This is a genomic window from Flavisolibacter tropicus, assembly GCF_001644645.1.
Lineage (GTDB): Bacteria > Bacteroidota > Bacteroidia > Chitinophagales > Chitinophagaceae > Flavisolibacter > Flavisolibacter tropicus.
This window is the reverse complement of record NZ_CP011390.1, coordinates 3,032,235-3,047,431: the sequence shown is the minus strand read 5'-3', so window position 1 is coordinate 3,047,431 and position 15,197 is coordinate 3,032,235. Positions and strand designations below refer to the sequence as shown.

17 protein-coding genes are annotated in these 15,197 nt (G+C 43.1%); 9 read left to right on the top strand and 8 right to left on the bottom strand.

What is annotated here, in order from left to right:
- Nucleotides 1-108: 108 nt before the first annotated feature.
- The 7 genes from SY85_RS12915 to SY85_RS12890 form a co-directional block, all read right to left on the bottom strand.
- On the bottom strand, nucleotides 109-1,611 hold the full coding sequence (locus SY85_RS12915) for a malate:quinone oxidoreductase (RefSeq protein ID WP_066405120.1): 1,503 nt from the start codon (nucleotides 1,609-1,611) through the stop codon (nucleotides 109-111).
- 53 nt (nucleotides 1,612-1,664) lie between these two features.
- Nucleotides 1,665-1,973: a peptide-methionine (R)-S-oxide reductase gene (locus SY85_RS12910; RefSeq protein ID WP_066405118.1), complete on the bottom strand. Its 309-nt coding sequence runs from the start codon at nucleotides 1,971-1,973 to the stop codon at nucleotides 1,665-1,667.
- 86 nt (nucleotides 1,974-2,059) lie between these two features.
- Nucleotides 2,060-2,815, bottom strand: coding sequence for a hypothetical protein (locus SY85_RS12905; protein ID WP_148661179.1), 756 nt, complete (start codon nucleotides 2,813-2,815; stop codon nucleotides 2,060-2,062).
- A gap of 276 nt (nucleotides 2,816-3,091) precedes the next feature.
- On the bottom strand, nucleotides 3,092-3,946 hold the full coding sequence (locus SY85_RS12900) for a hypothetical protein (protein WP_066405115.1): 855 nt from the start codon (nucleotides 3,944-3,946) through the stop codon (nucleotides 3,092-3,094).
- A 42-nt stretch (nucleotides 3,947-3,988) separates the two neighbouring features.
- Nucleotides 3,989-4,147, bottom strand: a complete 159-nt coding sequence (locus tag SY85_RS25640; protein ID WP_158512966.1) for a hypothetical protein — start codon at nucleotides 4,145-4,147, stop codon at nucleotides 3,989-3,991.
- 247 nt (nucleotides 4,148-4,394) lie between these two features.
- Nucleotides 4,395-4,892, bottom strand: a complete 498-nt coding sequence (locus tag SY85_RS12895; protein WP_066405114.1) for a DinB family protein — start codon at nucleotides 4,890-4,892, stop codon at nucleotides 4,395-4,397.
- 386 nt (nucleotides 4,893-5,278) lie between these two features.
- Nucleotides 5,279-5,998, bottom strand: a complete 720-nt coding sequence (locus SY85_RS12890) for a helix-turn-helix transcriptional regulator (protein ID WP_066405113.1) — start codon at nucleotides 5,996-5,998, stop codon at nucleotides 5,279-5,281.
- A 156-nt stretch (nucleotides 5,999-6,154) separates the two neighbouring features.
- Between SY85_RS12890 and SY85_RS12885 the strand changes: the two genes are divergently transcribed.
- From SY85_RS12885 to SY85_RS12850, 8 genes are all read left to right on the top strand, one after another.
- Entirely contained in the window at nucleotides 6,155-7,051 is an 897-nt protein-coding gene (locus SY85_RS12885; protein WP_066405106.1) for an OmpA family protein, read from the top strand.
- Between the two features lie 18 nt (nucleotides 7,052-7,069).
- Nucleotides 7,070-8,011 carry a 1-phosphofructokinase family hexose kinase gene (locus SY85_RS12880; RefSeq protein WP_066405104.1) on the top strand — a complete coding sequence of 314 codons (942 nt, stop codon included), beginning with the start codon at nucleotides 7,070-7,072 and terminating at the stop codon, nucleotides 8,009-8,011.
- Between the two features lie 238 nt (nucleotides 8,012-8,249).
- Nucleotides 8,250-8,696 carry a response regulator gene (locus SY85_RS12875; protein WP_066405102.1) on the top strand — a complete coding sequence of 149 codons (447 nt, stop codon included), beginning with the start codon at nucleotides 8,250-8,252 and terminating at the stop codon, nucleotides 8,694-8,696.
- A gap of 268 nt (nucleotides 8,697-8,964) precedes the next feature.
- Complete coding sequence (locus tag SY85_RS12870) at nucleotides 8,965-10,296, top strand: sugar porter family MFS transporter (RefSeq protein WP_066405100.1); 1,332 nt, start codon at nucleotides 8,965-8,967, stop codon at nucleotides 10,294-10,296.
- 34 nt (nucleotides 10,297-10,330) lie between these two features.
- Entirely contained in the window at nucleotides 10,331-11,245 is a 915-nt protein-coding gene (locus SY85_RS12865) for a carbohydrate kinase family protein (RefSeq protein ID WP_066405098.1), read from the top strand.
- 37 nt (nucleotides 11,246-11,282) lie between these two features.
- Complete coding sequence (locus SY85_RS12860) at nucleotides 11,283-12,827, top strand: glycoside hydrolase family 32 protein (protein ID WP_066405095.1); 1,545 nt, start codon at nucleotides 11,283-11,285, stop codon at nucleotides 12,825-12,827.
- A gap of 173 nt (nucleotides 12,828-13,000) precedes the next feature.
- Nucleotides 13,001-13,231 (top strand): hypothetical protein, encoded by a 231-nt coding sequence (locus SY85_RS12855; protein ID WP_066405093.1) that lies wholly within the window; start codon nucleotides 13,001-13,003, stop codon nucleotides 13,229-13,231.
- Nucleotides 13,232-13,374: 143 nt separating this feature from the next.
- Nucleotides 13,375-13,851 (top strand): hypothetical protein, encoded by a 477-nt coding sequence (locus tag SY85_RS12850; protein WP_066405091.1) that lies wholly within the window; start codon nucleotides 13,375-13,377, stop codon nucleotides 13,849-13,851.
- A gap of 32 nt (nucleotides 13,852-13,883) precedes the next feature.
- On the opposite strand, the gene SY85_RS12845 is transcribed toward SY85_RS12850, so the two are convergent.
- Nucleotides 13,884-14,561: a hypothetical protein gene (locus tag SY85_RS12845; protein WP_066405090.1), complete on the bottom strand. Its 678-nt coding sequence runs from the start codon at nucleotides 14,559-14,561 to the stop codon at nucleotides 13,884-13,886.
- A 152-nt stretch (nucleotides 14,562-14,713) separates the two neighbouring features.
- Here SY85_RS12845 and SY85_RS12840 point away from each other — a divergent pair, with 152 nt between their 5' ends.
- Nucleotides 14,714-15,175 (top strand): hypothetical protein, encoded by a 462-nt coding sequence (locus tag SY85_RS12840; protein ID WP_066405088.1) that lies wholly within the window; start codon nucleotides 14,714-14,716, stop codon nucleotides 15,173-15,175.
- Nucleotides 15,176-15,197 lie beyond the last annotated feature (22 nt).

Below are 15,197 nucleotides of genomic sequence, written 5' to 3'. Positions count from 1 at the left end.
AAGAATGTGCAATGGCCCGCAACATGGTGTTAAAGTCAGGAATCCTGTCGAGTTGCCTGCTAAGGTCTTGTTAATGCGCCGAAGCGGCAGCTCTTTTATTAAATAGTGTTAAGCTTCTACAGGTGCTGTACACAGCTTTAAAATCCTTCCTGTATGTTCCCGTACTTCTTGTAGGAGTTGTTCATCTTTTGCCAGCGATTTGCCGTACGAAGGAATCATCTGCTGTAGCTTGGTCTGCCATTCTTTTGTTTTGGCCTTTTCAGGGAAACAACGTTGCAGGAGATCTAGCATAATTGATACTGCCGTAGAGGCACCCGGCGAGGCGCCTAATAGGGCAGCAATACTGCCATCCGTAGCACTAACTACTTCGGTTCCAAACTCAAGAATGCCGCCTTCTTCTTCATCCTTTTTGATCACCTGTACGCGATACCCGGCCTCTTCTAATTTCCAGTCTTCCATTTCAGCTTCAGGGTAATACTCTTGCAAGGCATCCAGCCTTGCTTCAGGGGTAAGGCGCACCTGTTCAATCAGGTATTTCGTCAACGGAATGTTGTGTATGCCCGCCGATAGCATGGGTCGAATATTGCTGAGCTTGATAGACTTAAACAGATCCAGTACTGATCCGTTTTTTAAAAACTTAGTTGTAAAGCCAGCGTAAGGCCCAAAAAGAAGTTCACGTTTGCCCTTGATCCAGCGGGTATCCAGGTGGGGTACCGACATGGGTGGTGAGCCTACTGCTGCCGTGCCATATACTTTGGCGAGGTGTTGTTGAATCACTTCTTCGTTTGTACAGCGCAGCCATTGACCGCTAACTGGAAAGCCTCCATAGCCTTTTGCTTCCGGAATGCCTGATTTAAGTAAGAGTGGCAATGAGCCCCCTCCCGCACCAATAAATACAAACTTGGCCTGAACGGTATGTTTGTTTCCTGTTTCCTCGTTCTTTACACGAATATGCCAGAGTCCATCTTCTTTGTCTATATCCAACACTTCATGGTCAAAGTGAAGACCTACACCTTCGCGTTTGGTCAGGCAATCAAATATGCTGTGGGTAAGCGCGCCAAAGTTGACATCGGTACCCAGGTCCATTTTGGTTGCTGCTACAGGCCCTTCTGATTCACGACCATCCATTACCAGCGGAACCCATTCTTCAATTTGTTGCGGATCTTCTGAATAAACCATTTCACGAAAGAGGTGGCACTCCTGTAAAGCATCGTAGCGCTTGCGCAGGTAGTTTACATTCTTTTCACCCCAAACAAAACTCATGTGAGGTATAGGATGTATAAACGTTTTAGGTAGCTTGATAATATTGTTCTCTACCAGGTGGGCCCAGAACTGCTTAGATACTTCAAACGATTCAGCAATTTTTACAGCCTTCTTCGTATCGATGGAGCCGTCCTCTTTTTCGGGTGTATAGTTCAACTCGCAAAAGGCAGAATGGCCGGTGCCGGCATTGTTCCAGGCATCGGAACTTTCAGCTGCTGCGCTATTCAGCCGTTCAAAAATTTCAATAGTAAGGTTCGGCTGTAGTTGTTTTAACAACATACCCAAGGTAGCACTCATTATACCGGCACCAATCAGCACCACATCTGCATTTGTAATGTTCTTTGCCATAGTGGTAGAATTCTTAAAATAGTGTGCCAGTTGCTGGTCAGCTGTTGAATAGCTTAGTGTTCTCTATATTGAATGGCTTCTGCATTGATGCAGTAGCGCAGCTGGGTAGGCGTTTGTTTATGTGCAAAAAGATGTCCCAGGTGCTGCCCGCAATTGTCGCACAATAATTGGATACGCTCACGGCCATAGGTATGTAAAGGGTTTAATCTTACTTGCTCACCCATATGCATCCAGAAAGAAGGAAAGCCACAGCCCGCATCAAACTGTTTGGCTGCTTCAAACAACGGGGTGCCGCATCTACTGCAGACATACGTGCCCGGTTTGTTGCTGGCTGTAGAAAAATCGATCTTCTTTTCAAACACTGTTGGAATTTATATGCTAAACAACGGCAAAGCGCAAGCCATTTGCTCAGCGGAGATAGCTTACGATGATGGCTGTGTTGAAACTGTTATTTCATGTATTCAAAGTAATAGGAATTTTCCTGGGCAGTTTCGGTATTTCTGACAAAGGCCATGCTGCTAAAGGTAGTCCAGGTTTTCCCTTGCATTTGCGTGGCCATTGTTTGGAAAGCATCTTTGATGGCTATTGGGTGCGATAAAGGTGTTGTAGCTCTATATTCATACGAGCCATTACTAATGGACTGATCACTATTCAGGTAAGATTTATCGACATAGATATAATCTCGTTTCTGAACGTTTGTAAAAAGGTATAACAACGGATTAGTGGGTGACACGCCTACAAGCGCGAAGAATTCGTTTTCTCTGCTGAACGTACGACCCATTAATTGCCAGCCTGCTTCATCTGTCAGGGTTTTAGGTGCTGCTTTACTGATGGCCTCATTACCGCCGCCATAAACCTGGTGATATAACAAAGCAGAACTGTTGGTGTTTTCAGGATGCAAGTAAATAATGATATAGGCATCATAGCCCATTTCCGGAACTTTGCTAACACTAACAAAGCGGGTTCCCATTTTTTCGAGTGTCAGGTGCCGGTAGTTGGCTGCGTTGCTATTTATTAAGTCAACGACTACAGAGTCAACTGAAGCTATACTTATAGTGCCCGGTGGGAAAGAAATGGCAAAGCTGTGTGGCGAATTTTTAGTTGTGGTATTGTCGGGAGAAACATAAGATAGTTCTTTCTGGCACCCTGTTAAAATACCGGCAATAGAAAGACTTACAAGAGCAAGGACTGCTAGTGTTCTCATTGGTATAGCTTTGCCCCAAGCTCTGTAATAATCATTCCAGCACAGCAGTAATGCTGCTTTACGGGTAAACATACTGTAAAAGATTACCGGTGGTTATGTGAGTGTATAGGTGAAATTCCTCAACTTGGGTAGGCCAGAGTTGCAATCTACACTTTGGCATGGCTATGCATAGTCGGGCATAAATGGATCAAAAATAGGTGAGCGGGTAAGGGAGCCAATAATAAAAGCTTCAACACTAGTTGAAGCTTTTATTATTTTTTATGTATAAACCAACTTTTATTCCTGAACCCGTGGAGTGATCTGGCTTGCCTGAGAGGCTAGCACATCCATAACACCAATCAGGTTATTGGTAACATTAGCTATGTATTGATCTTCGTCAGGCTGCATACCCAGTGTGCGGCCCGCAATGTATTTGTTTTCAAAGCTGGCCACAATTGGTTTTATTTTGGCATACTGCTCCTGCCAGCTGGTAACTTTAAAGTTGGTTTCCTTTTTGGCCAGCTGTTCTAGTTCCTGTTTGTATTTTTCATATTGTACCGGGTCATTGGTTGATCCTTTTCCTAAAGCAGGCACATACTTTTCATAATACCATTTGTTCAGGCTGTCCCGCTTGGGTTGCAACTTTTGATGAAAGGCTTCTTCCTGTTGGCTGTAATAGGTATTAATGTTGATAACCTCCTGTTGTATGGCTGCTAATGCCTGTGTTATATTCATGATTTGGTTAGCCTTGTTTTTCTGTGCACCAACTTTTGCGTATTGCGCATTGTTGGTGGGTATTGTTTCAGCTGTATTAGATCTTACAAAGGCTTTCCTTTCTTCTTCGCTCATGTTATTCCAATCTGCCTGGAGCTTCGCTCTTGATTTAGGATCTTTCATGCTCTGCGTCAATTCATTCATGTTTGCATTGGCTGCGGGGCCAGCAGTTGTAGATGCCATCTTCTTTTGGTAGGCTGCCATAGCTGCGGTCTGGGCTTCTGCTTCGCTCATTTTCGATACTTTTTCCACTCCGCCCATCATGGCTAATATGTCGTTTTGATCGGCTTGCTGTGCTGTATTCTTTCTTAAGCCGGCCTCGCCTGTCTTTTCATAGGTCTGATAAGTACTGTTGTGTTGTAAGAAAATAGCGCTCATGTCGTTTGATAAACGCCGTAGCCGCTCATGATAAGCATTTACTTAAGTATCGATTGCTGATGGCTTTTGGGGCGCGGCGGAAGGTTGGGGCATATCAGCATAGACCGCAATAAGACTGTTTTTGACTGTAGTTTTCGTTTGTTGTGCAAAGCAGCAAAGGGTAAATGCCAGACCACTGCAGGTAAAAAAGAGTTTCTTCATAAGTTTTGTGAATGTGGTGCAGAAAAGCGGCACAAGGCGCCTGTGTTAATAAGTAATTTTATATGCAAAGGAAGATACTATTACGGTCTTGGGTATTCGTAGTGAATACGAAATTGTAAACTAGGTAGTGGTGCGTATGTGGTGGTAGGCATGGTAGTAGTAAATGGCCGGGAACACTAGCTGTTCACAATAAGTGAGCTAATAAAAAAAGCCGCTGTATTTGAAAAACAGCGGCTTACTGGAAGTGTTAGAAGCCAGGCTCATCCGCACTGGGGCCATAACTGCCAGGGATAGGTATGTCTAACAGGCGCAGGTATACACCTAGTTGTGCGCGGTGGTGAATGGTTTGGCTTAAAGAATGACGGATCACTTCATACTTGGTCATGGTAGCATATATCTGGTCGCCATTGCGTAAAACCCAAGTGGGTAACAGGTCTTCTTCTTTGGCTTCTTGTAAGGCCTTTCTGCCATCGGCTAACGATTTCTCAAACACATTCAATAAATCCTGAGTGTCATTAACAATGGTTGGCTCATAAGGCTGGCTGGCAAAATCTAACTCGCTCGTGTGCAGTGCCATGGATATCCAGGATGGAAGTTCGGCTATATGTACGGTTAGCTGCTCCATGGTCATGCTTTTAGGGTGGGGCTGCCATTTCAGTTTGTCAGCAGGTACGCGCTCCAGCATTTTGCGGGTAGTAACGGCTTCGGCTTCAAATTCTTTTGAGATCAGTTCAATGATATTCATGTATAATTGGTTTTGTAGTGCAAAGAAAGAAGCTCTCACTGACAACCCTATGGCAGTCGGGTAAAAAAAGATTTGGGAAGGCTAAGAGGAGAAAAGGCGTAAAAGCTGCGAGCTGCGAGAAGGGAAGAGTTGACAGGTTAACAAGTTGATAAGGGAAGGAATAATGAACAAGGAACAAGGAATGATGAATAATGAGTGATGAGTAAGGAGAGAAGAAATGTTCAATGCTCAACGCTCAATGTTCAATTATAAATAAAGGAGGGTTATTAAACGCTTAGCTTCCCTTGTTAACTTATCAAACCTTCTTTCTTCTTTCCTCCTAATCTTTCCCATCTTAGTAATCCTAGTTCTTCCTCCGTGTTCTCTGCGCCTCTGCGCGAAACCAACTAGCGCGAAGCGCTCTCTTTAGGGGCCGGGGAAGTAGTCAGTGCATGCATTATAATATAATCATTAAGCTCCATCAGGTTTTGCTGGGTAAAGGGTTCGCTGGTGGCTTGGATCTTTAAGATGCGTGATACCCTAAAGTCGCGGTAATCCTTCCGGTACTGACACCAACCAATGAGATGCCAGGCAAAAGCATAGAAGACCAGTCCAATGGGTTCTACTTTTCGCTTGCTTATTTCGGCTTTATTATTCTGATATTCCAGTTGGATAACAGTACGTGAAGCTATGGCTGTTTGGAGTAGTGATAAATACTCGTAGTCGGGAGCAAAACAATCCGGTACATGAAAGCGCATGTTATTACTCAGTGCTTCTATCTGTTCTTTTTGCTGGCCGCGTAGTACAGATTTTATTTTGTTTAAGGCAGAAGAGTAATGTTTCCAGATAGATTTGTCGGCAAAGCCTTCCATCACTTTCTCCATTAGTAACAAGGCGTTGGCTTCTTCTGTAGAAAAGGAAACAGGAGGCAGGAAGAAACCCTGTACTATAAAATAGCCTTTGTGCTGTTCAAAACTTACCGGTATCCCTTGTTCGCACAGGGCCTTTATATCGCGATATACAGTGCGTATGCTAATATTGAATTTATCCGCAATAGCTTCTGCTGATACATATTTTTTGGATTGCAGAAAGGTGACGATGGCCAAAAGTCGGTCGATGCGGTTCATAATGTCAAATTGCAGGAAGAAATGTAGCGAAGCTAACTATAAATGAAGTTCCTGTGTCGGTTTATAGTCTTTGTGTCTGTTAATGGCTTATAGGTTTATTGCCTTTAGGTGGTCCATCAATTGCAAGGATATGTAGGTTATTCAAACCTATACTTCATGTATGGCCACCTCCAGAAAAAGACCCGCAACTGTAAACTAGTAATCAAACTGCTTGGTGCTTTACTGATCGTGTTTACTGTAATGCCAGCAAAAGCCCAGGAGAATGATACAGTTATTGTGCACTTTGCTTTTGATAAAGCGGATCTAACAACGGAGACTATTACTAAAATTGATCAGTTCCTGGCTGCCTACACAGGCCATGAAGGTATGGCGCCCTTAACACTTCGCGGTCATTGTGATGCTGTTGGTAGTGATGCTTATAACGATAAGCTTTCTGAGAGGCGTGTGGCTGCAGTATTATCGTATTTAAAGCAAAAAGGTTTGCCAGATTCGGCTGTTCGTTTTTTCAAAGGCTATGGCGAACACCAACCGCTGCTTGATAACCAAACAGCTTATGGTAGACAGCAGAACCGGCGGGTAGAGATCATCTGGCCGGTAGCGGCCGTTAGTGTAACACCGCCGCCAATAAGACAAAAGGATACGATACCCGTATTCACCCAGGAAACAATTAAGATCGTAAAAGAAGGGCAAACCCTGCGTCTGAAAAACATTAATTTCTACGGTGGTAGTCATCAGTTCCTGGTACAGTCGCAGGCAGCATTAAATGAATTACTGACTGTAATGAAGGATAATCCTGCATTGGTCATTGAGATACAAGGGCATATTTGTTGTATGCCGGGATCAAGAGACGGCTTTGATTATGATTCTAATGACTGGAACCTGTCTCATAATCGGGCACGTGCTGTGTTCGATTATTTATATCAAAACGGAATCGATGCCAGTAGGATGAGTTATAAAGGTTTTGCAGGCCGTGTACCATTGGTGTATCCTGAAAACACAGAAGACGACCGGACCGCCAACCGCCGTGTAGAAATTAAAATCATTAAGCGGTAACCAGTAAACCATTTGCAAATGAAAAACATGATTCTCACTATAACACTGAACCCAACCATTGATAAGAGTACATCAGTAGAAAAAATAGCTCCAGAATCTAAGTTGCGCTGTGCTGCCATGAAGCATGAACCTGGCGGAGGCGGTATCAATGTGAGTAAAGCTTTAAAAAAGTTAGGTAGCGATTCAAAAACCTTATTCCCGGCAGGCGGATATAATGGGCTCATGTTAAAGCACCTGTTGCACGAAGAACATATAGAAGCGGAAGTGATTCCAGTAGAGAAAGAAACCCGGGAGAACTTTATTGTATTAGAAACATCAACGAATAAGCAATACCGGTTTAATTTACCTGGAGAGCCTACTTCCATACCTCTTTTGGAAAAAGTAATTGAATACATTCAAAACAACCCATTTGAATATATCATAGCCAGCGGCAGCTTGTTGCCAGGCATGACAGACGATACCTATGCACAGATTGCTAAGGTTGCAGCCAGCATGGGCGCTAAGTTTATCCTGGATACTTCAGGACCTGCATTGGAAGCGGCTGTCAATGAAGGTATTTACTTGTTGAAGCCCAATATTGGTGAACTGGCAAAGTTGTCGGGTATTCAGTGGCTAGAGGCTGATGGTGTAGAAGCGGCTGCGCGTAAGTTGATAGATCAAGGTAAGGTAACGTTGGTAGCCGTGTCTATGGGTGCAGCTGGCGCTTTGTTGATCTCTAAAGATGCTAGCTATAAGGTGCTGGCTCCTGAAGTGGAAAAGAGAAGCACAGTAGGTGCTGGCGACTCTATGGTGGCAGGAATGGTGTATATGCTTTCGCAGGGAAAAACATTGGAAGAAGTAATTCGTTTTGGTGTGGCTTGCGGAACGGCGGCTACTATGAATCATGGCACTGAGTTATTTTATAAAGAAGATGCCGAACGTTTGTTCCAAACGATGAAGGTTGAATCCTATCAAGTGTAATTTGAAGTCTAGTGCGAGCCATCATGAATTGCTTAATTACTTGATTTGAAACAATTTGAATCGTAAAAATACGTACAGGTAAAGTCGATTTTAAGTACAAGTACTATTGTCTTGCGTTTGCATTTTTAGTTTCTTGCGCGCTTGGATAATTTCCTCCTTCCTAAGCTCAACAACACTATAATCAATTTAAGTGGATTTCACATGGCTTGTGAAGCCACCTTTCTATTACCAAAACACTATGCTGAAAACAGGACCAATTGTAATTGTAGAAGACGATGCGGATGATCAACACCTTATGCAAGAAGCTTTGCATTCACTTTACTTAACGAATCCCATTTTGTTTTTTGCCCAGGGCAGCGCTGCTTTACACTATTTAAAGACAACTGCTGACGAGCCTTTTATTATTTTGTGTGACATAAATATGCCCGGTATGAACGGGCTTGAGTTCTTAAAAAAAGTACATTCTGAATTGCCTGTACAAAAGCGAGGCATACCCTTTATTTTCTTTTCTACATCTGCTACACCCGATGCTATGCAAAAAGCTTACAGTATGCATGTGCAAGGTTTTTTTGTAAAGCCGCATGCTATGGCCGAAACGAAGCGGGTGCTTCAGCTGATCATTAGTTACTGGCAAACGTGCCGATATCCAAACAATAGAGAGTCAAAGCAGCCTTGGCACCATTAGCTGATGTGTTAAGACAGCGAAAGCTTTTGAAAGCGGCATTTCTGATTTTACCACCTTCCTGTTGGCAGGAATTTCTATCTGCGGGTTGAAATAATGGATGTGTGATACAAAGTGATTGTTCTATGTATTGGTATGTCAATATATAGCCTAGCCGCATTGTTTTAATTAACTGTATACCGTTATTTCATTTGCGAATAGTTTTTTGTAGCTTATAGCTAGAGCTTGCTTGTACTCATAAAACAGATTGCTTTATTCTAAATGCTTGTTTATGAATAATCAAAAGGTTCTGATATGGAGTATTATAGTTGCATTAGGTGGCTTTCTATTTGGATTTGATACCGCCGTAATTTCTGGTGCCGAACAGGCCATTCAAAAATTCTGGAACTTAACACCTGTGGAGCATGGGTTTACTATTTCCATCGCACTTATTGGCACTATCGTTGGTTCCTTAATGGGTAGCATACCATCGGATCGGCTGGGCCGTAGAAAAACCTTGATCCTGATTGCCGGTACCTACCTGGTAGCTTCGCTGGGTACCGCATTGGCTACTAACTGGTATCTCTTTTTGTTCTTCCGTTTTATGGGTGGATTGGGTGTAGGAGCTTCTTCGGTTACTGCTCCGGTTTATATTTCGGAAATAGCACCGGCCGAAAGAAGAGGCCGACTGGTAGCTATGTTTCAATTCAATGTGGTGTTAGGTATCCTGATCTCTTATTTTTCAAATTATTTAATAGGACAAGACGGTGAATCATCCTGGCGTTGGATGCTGGGTGTGCAGGCCATACCTTCTTTGTTGTTCCTGGTATTATTGTTCCTGGTGCCGGAGAGCCCGCGATGGTTGATTTTAAAGAAGGGTAAGGTAGAGGAAGCGCGTGCTACCTTACGTATTATCAATCCGCAGAATTGTGATGAAATAGTGGAAAGTATAAGAGCCAATCACCGCGCTGAAGAAGCTACTGGCAGCGCTAACCAACTCCTTTCTTCTAAATATAAGTTTCCTGTTTTCCTGGCAGTGGCCTTTGCTATTTTCAACCAGGTGTCGGGTATCAATGCTATCATCTATTATGCACCCCGTATTTTTGAAATGACAGGTTTAGCACGCGGCTCCTCCTTGCTTTCAACCGTCGGTATTGGGTTGGTCAACTTTTTATTTACACTGCTAGCGCTCAACTTCATTGACCGGGTGGGTAGAAAAACATTGATGCTCATTGGCTCTGTTGGTTTGATCAGCACTTTGGGTTTGGTGTCGCAAGCTTTTTATACGCAGAACTTTAGCAGTTGGGCCGTTACTGTTTATTTACTGGTGTACATTGCTTTTTTTGCCTTTAGCCAAGGCGCTGTCATTTGGGTGTTTATCTCAGAGATATTTCCTAATGAAGTACGCGCTAAAGGCCAAACACTGGGCAGCTTTACGCATTGGGTGATGGCTGCGCTCATTGCTTTTTCATTTCCTATGCTGTCTGAGCGATTTGGTGGTGGGCATACCTTTTTGTTCTTTTCTTTAATGATGGTATTGCAGCTGTTGTTTGTATGGAAGTTTATGCCGGAGACAAAGGGCAAGTCGCTGGAACAGATTGAGCGCACCTTAGTACTGCATTAAATAGTTCCTATTTCTAAATAATTAATCTCAGTATATGGCACCAGATTCTGTATCCCATCCAATAGTATGTTTTGGAGAGGTCTTGTGGGACATACTGCCCGACAAATCTCTGCCTGGCGGCGCGCCAATGAATGTAGCGTACCATTTACAAAAGCTAGGCTTACGGCCAGCTATGATCAGCCGCGTTGGCGCAGATGAGTATGGGAATAAGTTAATAGAGATGTTATCTGGTAATCAACTGAGTACGGCCTTTATTCAAGTTGATCAACAGCACGAAACAGGCTTGGTATATGCGAAGCCGGGCGCTACTAATGAAATGACCTATGATATTGTTTATCCTTCTGCCTGGGACTTTATTGAACAACAACCGGCTCTTCATGATCTCGTAAATAATGCAAGCTATTTTGTGTTTGGCAGTTTGGCTACGCGCCATTTTACATCTAGAGAAACACTTTATACATTGCTTGAAGCGCCTACAACAAAAGTGCTGGATATTAACTTGCGACAGCCCTATTATGATCAGCCAGGTGTAGAGGCTTTGTTGCAAAAAGCGGATATCCTAAAACTGAATGAATCCGAGTTGGAAATCATTGCCAGTTGGTATGGAACTTACCCAGCTAAAGAACTGCAAATACAATTGCTGCAAGATCGTTTTGCTATTGAAACAGTTATTGTGACCATGGGTGCAGACGGGGCTATGGTAGCGCGATCAGGCCAGTATTTTTATAATCCCAGTTATAAGGTAGAAGTGGCTGATACCATTGGTAGCGGCGATGCTTTTTTAGCCGGCTTTTTATCCCAATTATACAATAAGGCTAGCATGCAGGAAGCCTTGGATTATGCTTCGGGCCTTGGGGCTTTAATTGCTTCCTACCACGGTGCCTGCCCGGCTTATGACCTTGCGGAGGTTACCCGATTGATGCAGGCTAGCAGACAACCACATTTATAACGTGCTATAGAAAATAACGCTATTAATTCTTACTGGTATGCACAGGAACATTGGTATTGGCCTTGCTTTATTGCTGGTGACGGTTATTGTAAAGCCATTGACAGCACAGCCACATAAAACTGATGATGTACCAGCATCGTATAAAGAGCCTTATCGCCCACAGATCCATTTTTCACCCAAAGAAAAATGGATGAATGATCCCAATGGTATGGTATATTATAAGGGTACATACCATTTGTTTTACCAATATTACCCAGATAGTACCGTATGGGGACCCATGCACTGGGGACATGCCACCAGTAAAGACCTTATACATTGGCAGCATCAGCCTATTGCTTTATACCCCGATAGCCTTGGGTATATTTTTTCGGGTAGTGCTGTTGTAGATAAGAATAATACTTCGGGTTTTGGAAAAAGCGGCAAGGTTCCGTTGGTAGCTATTTTTACGCATCACGATCCGGTAGGCGACAAAGCTGGGCGGAACGACTACCAGGTGCAAAGCTTAGCGTATAGCCTGGATGATGGCAAGACATGGATCAAGTATGCGGGTAATCCTGTGCTGAAGAATCCAGGTATCAAGGACTTTCGCGATCCCAAAGTATTCTGGTTTGAGGCCGGTAAAAAATGGATCATGACATTAGCTGTATTGGACCACATTGCTTTTTATTCTTCCAAGGATTTAAAGAACTGGTCAAAAGAAAGTGAGTTTGGTAAAGACCTTGGCGCGCATGGTGGTGTATGGGAATGTCCTGATCTGTTTGAGTTGAAGGGCAATGGTAAAAAGGTATGGGTGCTGCTGGTCAACCTGAATCCCGGCGGCCCTAACGGTGGATCGGCAACACAGTATTTTATTGGTGACTTTGATGGCAAGACTTTTACCACTTCGCATAGGGATACGCGTTGGCTGGATTATGGCCCCGATGAATATGCAGGTATTACCTGGTCCAATACCAGTAACAGGAAAATATTCTTAGGCTGGATGAGCAACTGGCTTTATGGTACAGTAGTGCCTACCGACCGATGGCGCAGTGCTATGACCCTGCCACGTGATCTGGCATTGAAACAAGTAGGTAAGGATTGGTTCATTACGTCATGGCCTTCAAAGGAGTTAAATGTAATAACTGGTAAGCCTGTAGTGCTTCAAAACCTGAAAGTACAAGACCATCTTGACCTGGCAACTAAGTTGCCGGCTGTTGCCTTTCCATGTCGTATTGATATCAATTTGGAAACTGCAGCTACACATGCGGTGGTATTGTCTAATGCAGCTGGTGAAGAGTTGGTAGTTGGATATGATAAGCAAGGCAACCAATATTATATTGATCGCCGGCATTCAGGTAAGGTGGATTTTCAGAAAGACTTTGCCAGTAGAAGTGTAGCGCCTCGCATTTCTTCAGCAAACAGTATGAACCTGACACTTGTTATTGACATTAGCTCAGTAGAGTTATTTGCAGACAATGGCTTAAGTGTAATGACCGGTATCTTCTTTCCTTCAACGCCATATACGAATGTGCAACTGAGGGCTCCAGTCGGCATTATTATTAAAAAAATGGTCTATACCCGCTTGTCCAGTATTTGGAAGTAGATGAGCCAATGTGTGCTGCACTCTATTTGTTACCGATTGAAGAAAGAACGATGCCTTATACTTCTAAGAAAACAATTATAGGTTATTAGGAAAAATGCTTAGCTCCTGGAAATCGGCTAAAATCCGGTTGTAGGATTTAATAGCTCGAAATATCTTGTAACAAATCCAGTCCTATGCAACTAATGATGTATATAGGCAATGACATGATTGAAGCAGTTACTGTTGATGGTGCGTTTATTTCAGTGCCCGGATATTTGGGCAGTTTTAAGCGCCAGTTAAAACAAAAATATCAATCATTGATTCAGGAATCGGTTATGCAGCCTGAGTTCCTGGTTATTAATCTGGTTCCGGCTATTTCTACAACTACCACCGCATCTGCTTATACGACAGCTACGATCTCCTAGGAATTCTTGTCAATACCGCGCCCACGCTTCCTTTTTTATTTATTTATTTTGCCATTACTGTAGCAATACGCGCACTTAAAAAGAACCACTGGCGTTTGTTACGTAATAAGGGTAATTTTTCCTACACTCTACAAGCTAATCATATGAAAAGGTATGCACTGCTGTGTGTCAGTTACCTGTTTGCCTGGGTAGCCTCTGCACAAGAATTCAAGTTCTATCTGAATGGTAGTACAGTGGATGATTCTATCTATGTTGAAAGCTTTCAAAAAGGCGATTTAATGCGGGTTGTATTTTCAGGAAGGAGTACTCCTTATAAGTTTCGGATAGCCACTGTATTGGTTACCTTAATACCAAGAGCCGGTAATGAACTCATCACTAGTCCAACGAGCTTTGTGTTGGATAATTCTTCTACAGAATATTCCAGCTATCCAACGTATACGTTTGATCTATTGGACCAGGTGTCTTTGTTGAAGCGTAATGATTATGATGTAAGCATAAAGGTGAATCAGCTCTTTGCGGATACAGATGAGGGAACGGGTTGGGTAGAGGATCATGTAAAGTTCAGATCCGTTACCATCAAGAAGCGGGATAAAGTAATGGCCTCCAATAAACAACAGTAGTTAAAACCTTAATTGCATCTGTAGGCAACGGTTTAAAATACGCGGTCCAGAAATTTGCGGACACCCTTCTTTTCTTCTTGTTCTTCTTCATTGTTTCGTTGCTCTTTCCGTTCGGCTCTCTCTTCTCGTCTCTTTTCTTTTCGTTTTCGGGTCTCTCGGTCCCAGGTAAACTTGTTTTGTACCGGGAAGTAATAACGCAGGGTCATGTGTAGCGTATTGGCTTGCTGCAGTTCTTTATCCCCCGCCAGGAAATTATAACCATTGATCAAGTGAAACCCTAAGAACCGAAAGCCTACTGAAGGGCCAAGGCCATAACGTTGCAATCCATTGAAATCGGTAAAGTAAACCACATTGCCGCCATAGGTTAGGTTTACCCGGCCACGCTTCATCCACATGCCTGCTTTATACCCCAATACATGTCCGCCAAAATTGTATTCAAGATTGGTGGATGCACCAATGATGTTGGGATTGAAAAGACTGAGTTTACGCCAATGAGCCTCGCCACCTAGCTCAATGGCCGTAGCCGTTCCTCTTTGTAGGCCTACAATAGCGCCTTGGTTGCGCTGGAACAACTTCTTTTTTAAAGGACGTTTTTTGCTTTCATCTGCATCGGATCTAAACGGGCTAAGCAGCGTTGCTGTTATACTATTGGATTGCGCCGCTGCTTTCACTGAAAAACAGAGTACAAGAAAATAATAAACGGTTTTCATGGTAGATATTGATCATAAGCGGGCAGTGTACTTTGATACTAACGTAGAAAGAGGTGCGCTTATTTTAAGTGCAGTCAACTTTTATTGCTTGCCAATTTTAAATGGGCAAGAAAGGGCGTAAATTTATTGCTAGCAGTAAGTGCTCAACTCACATGTCAAAACAACCAATAATTGAAAGGGAAAATCAATCAGGCAAAGTCACCTGTGAAGGAAGGCGGATTGAATGGCATAAAATAGATGGAAGTATTATTTCAATTGACCTTGAAAGTGTCGTTGTGATCGGCGAATACACAACAGACAATGGACCATTTACTGATGATTGGTTCTTAGTATTTGTTTTTAAAAATGGAGAGTGGGAGGAAGTTTCTGTTTATGCCGATGGTTTCCAAGGGGTAGAACAACATCTTTCGGATTTGTTCAGCCTAGACTTTCCCAAACCATTTTTAGCCAATTCAACTAACTGGAAATCTTACGTTTGGTTCCCTCAAAACTTAGAGGGTAAGGAACTGTTTGTCCTTACTCCCCCCCAAAGGTTACAAACCGCCAAAAACCATTCTTCAAAATATGAAAGTGGCACTGGGGCTGGGGGTTTATGGCAAGGATTGGGAAGTTAACTTAACAGAAGAAGTAAAGGCC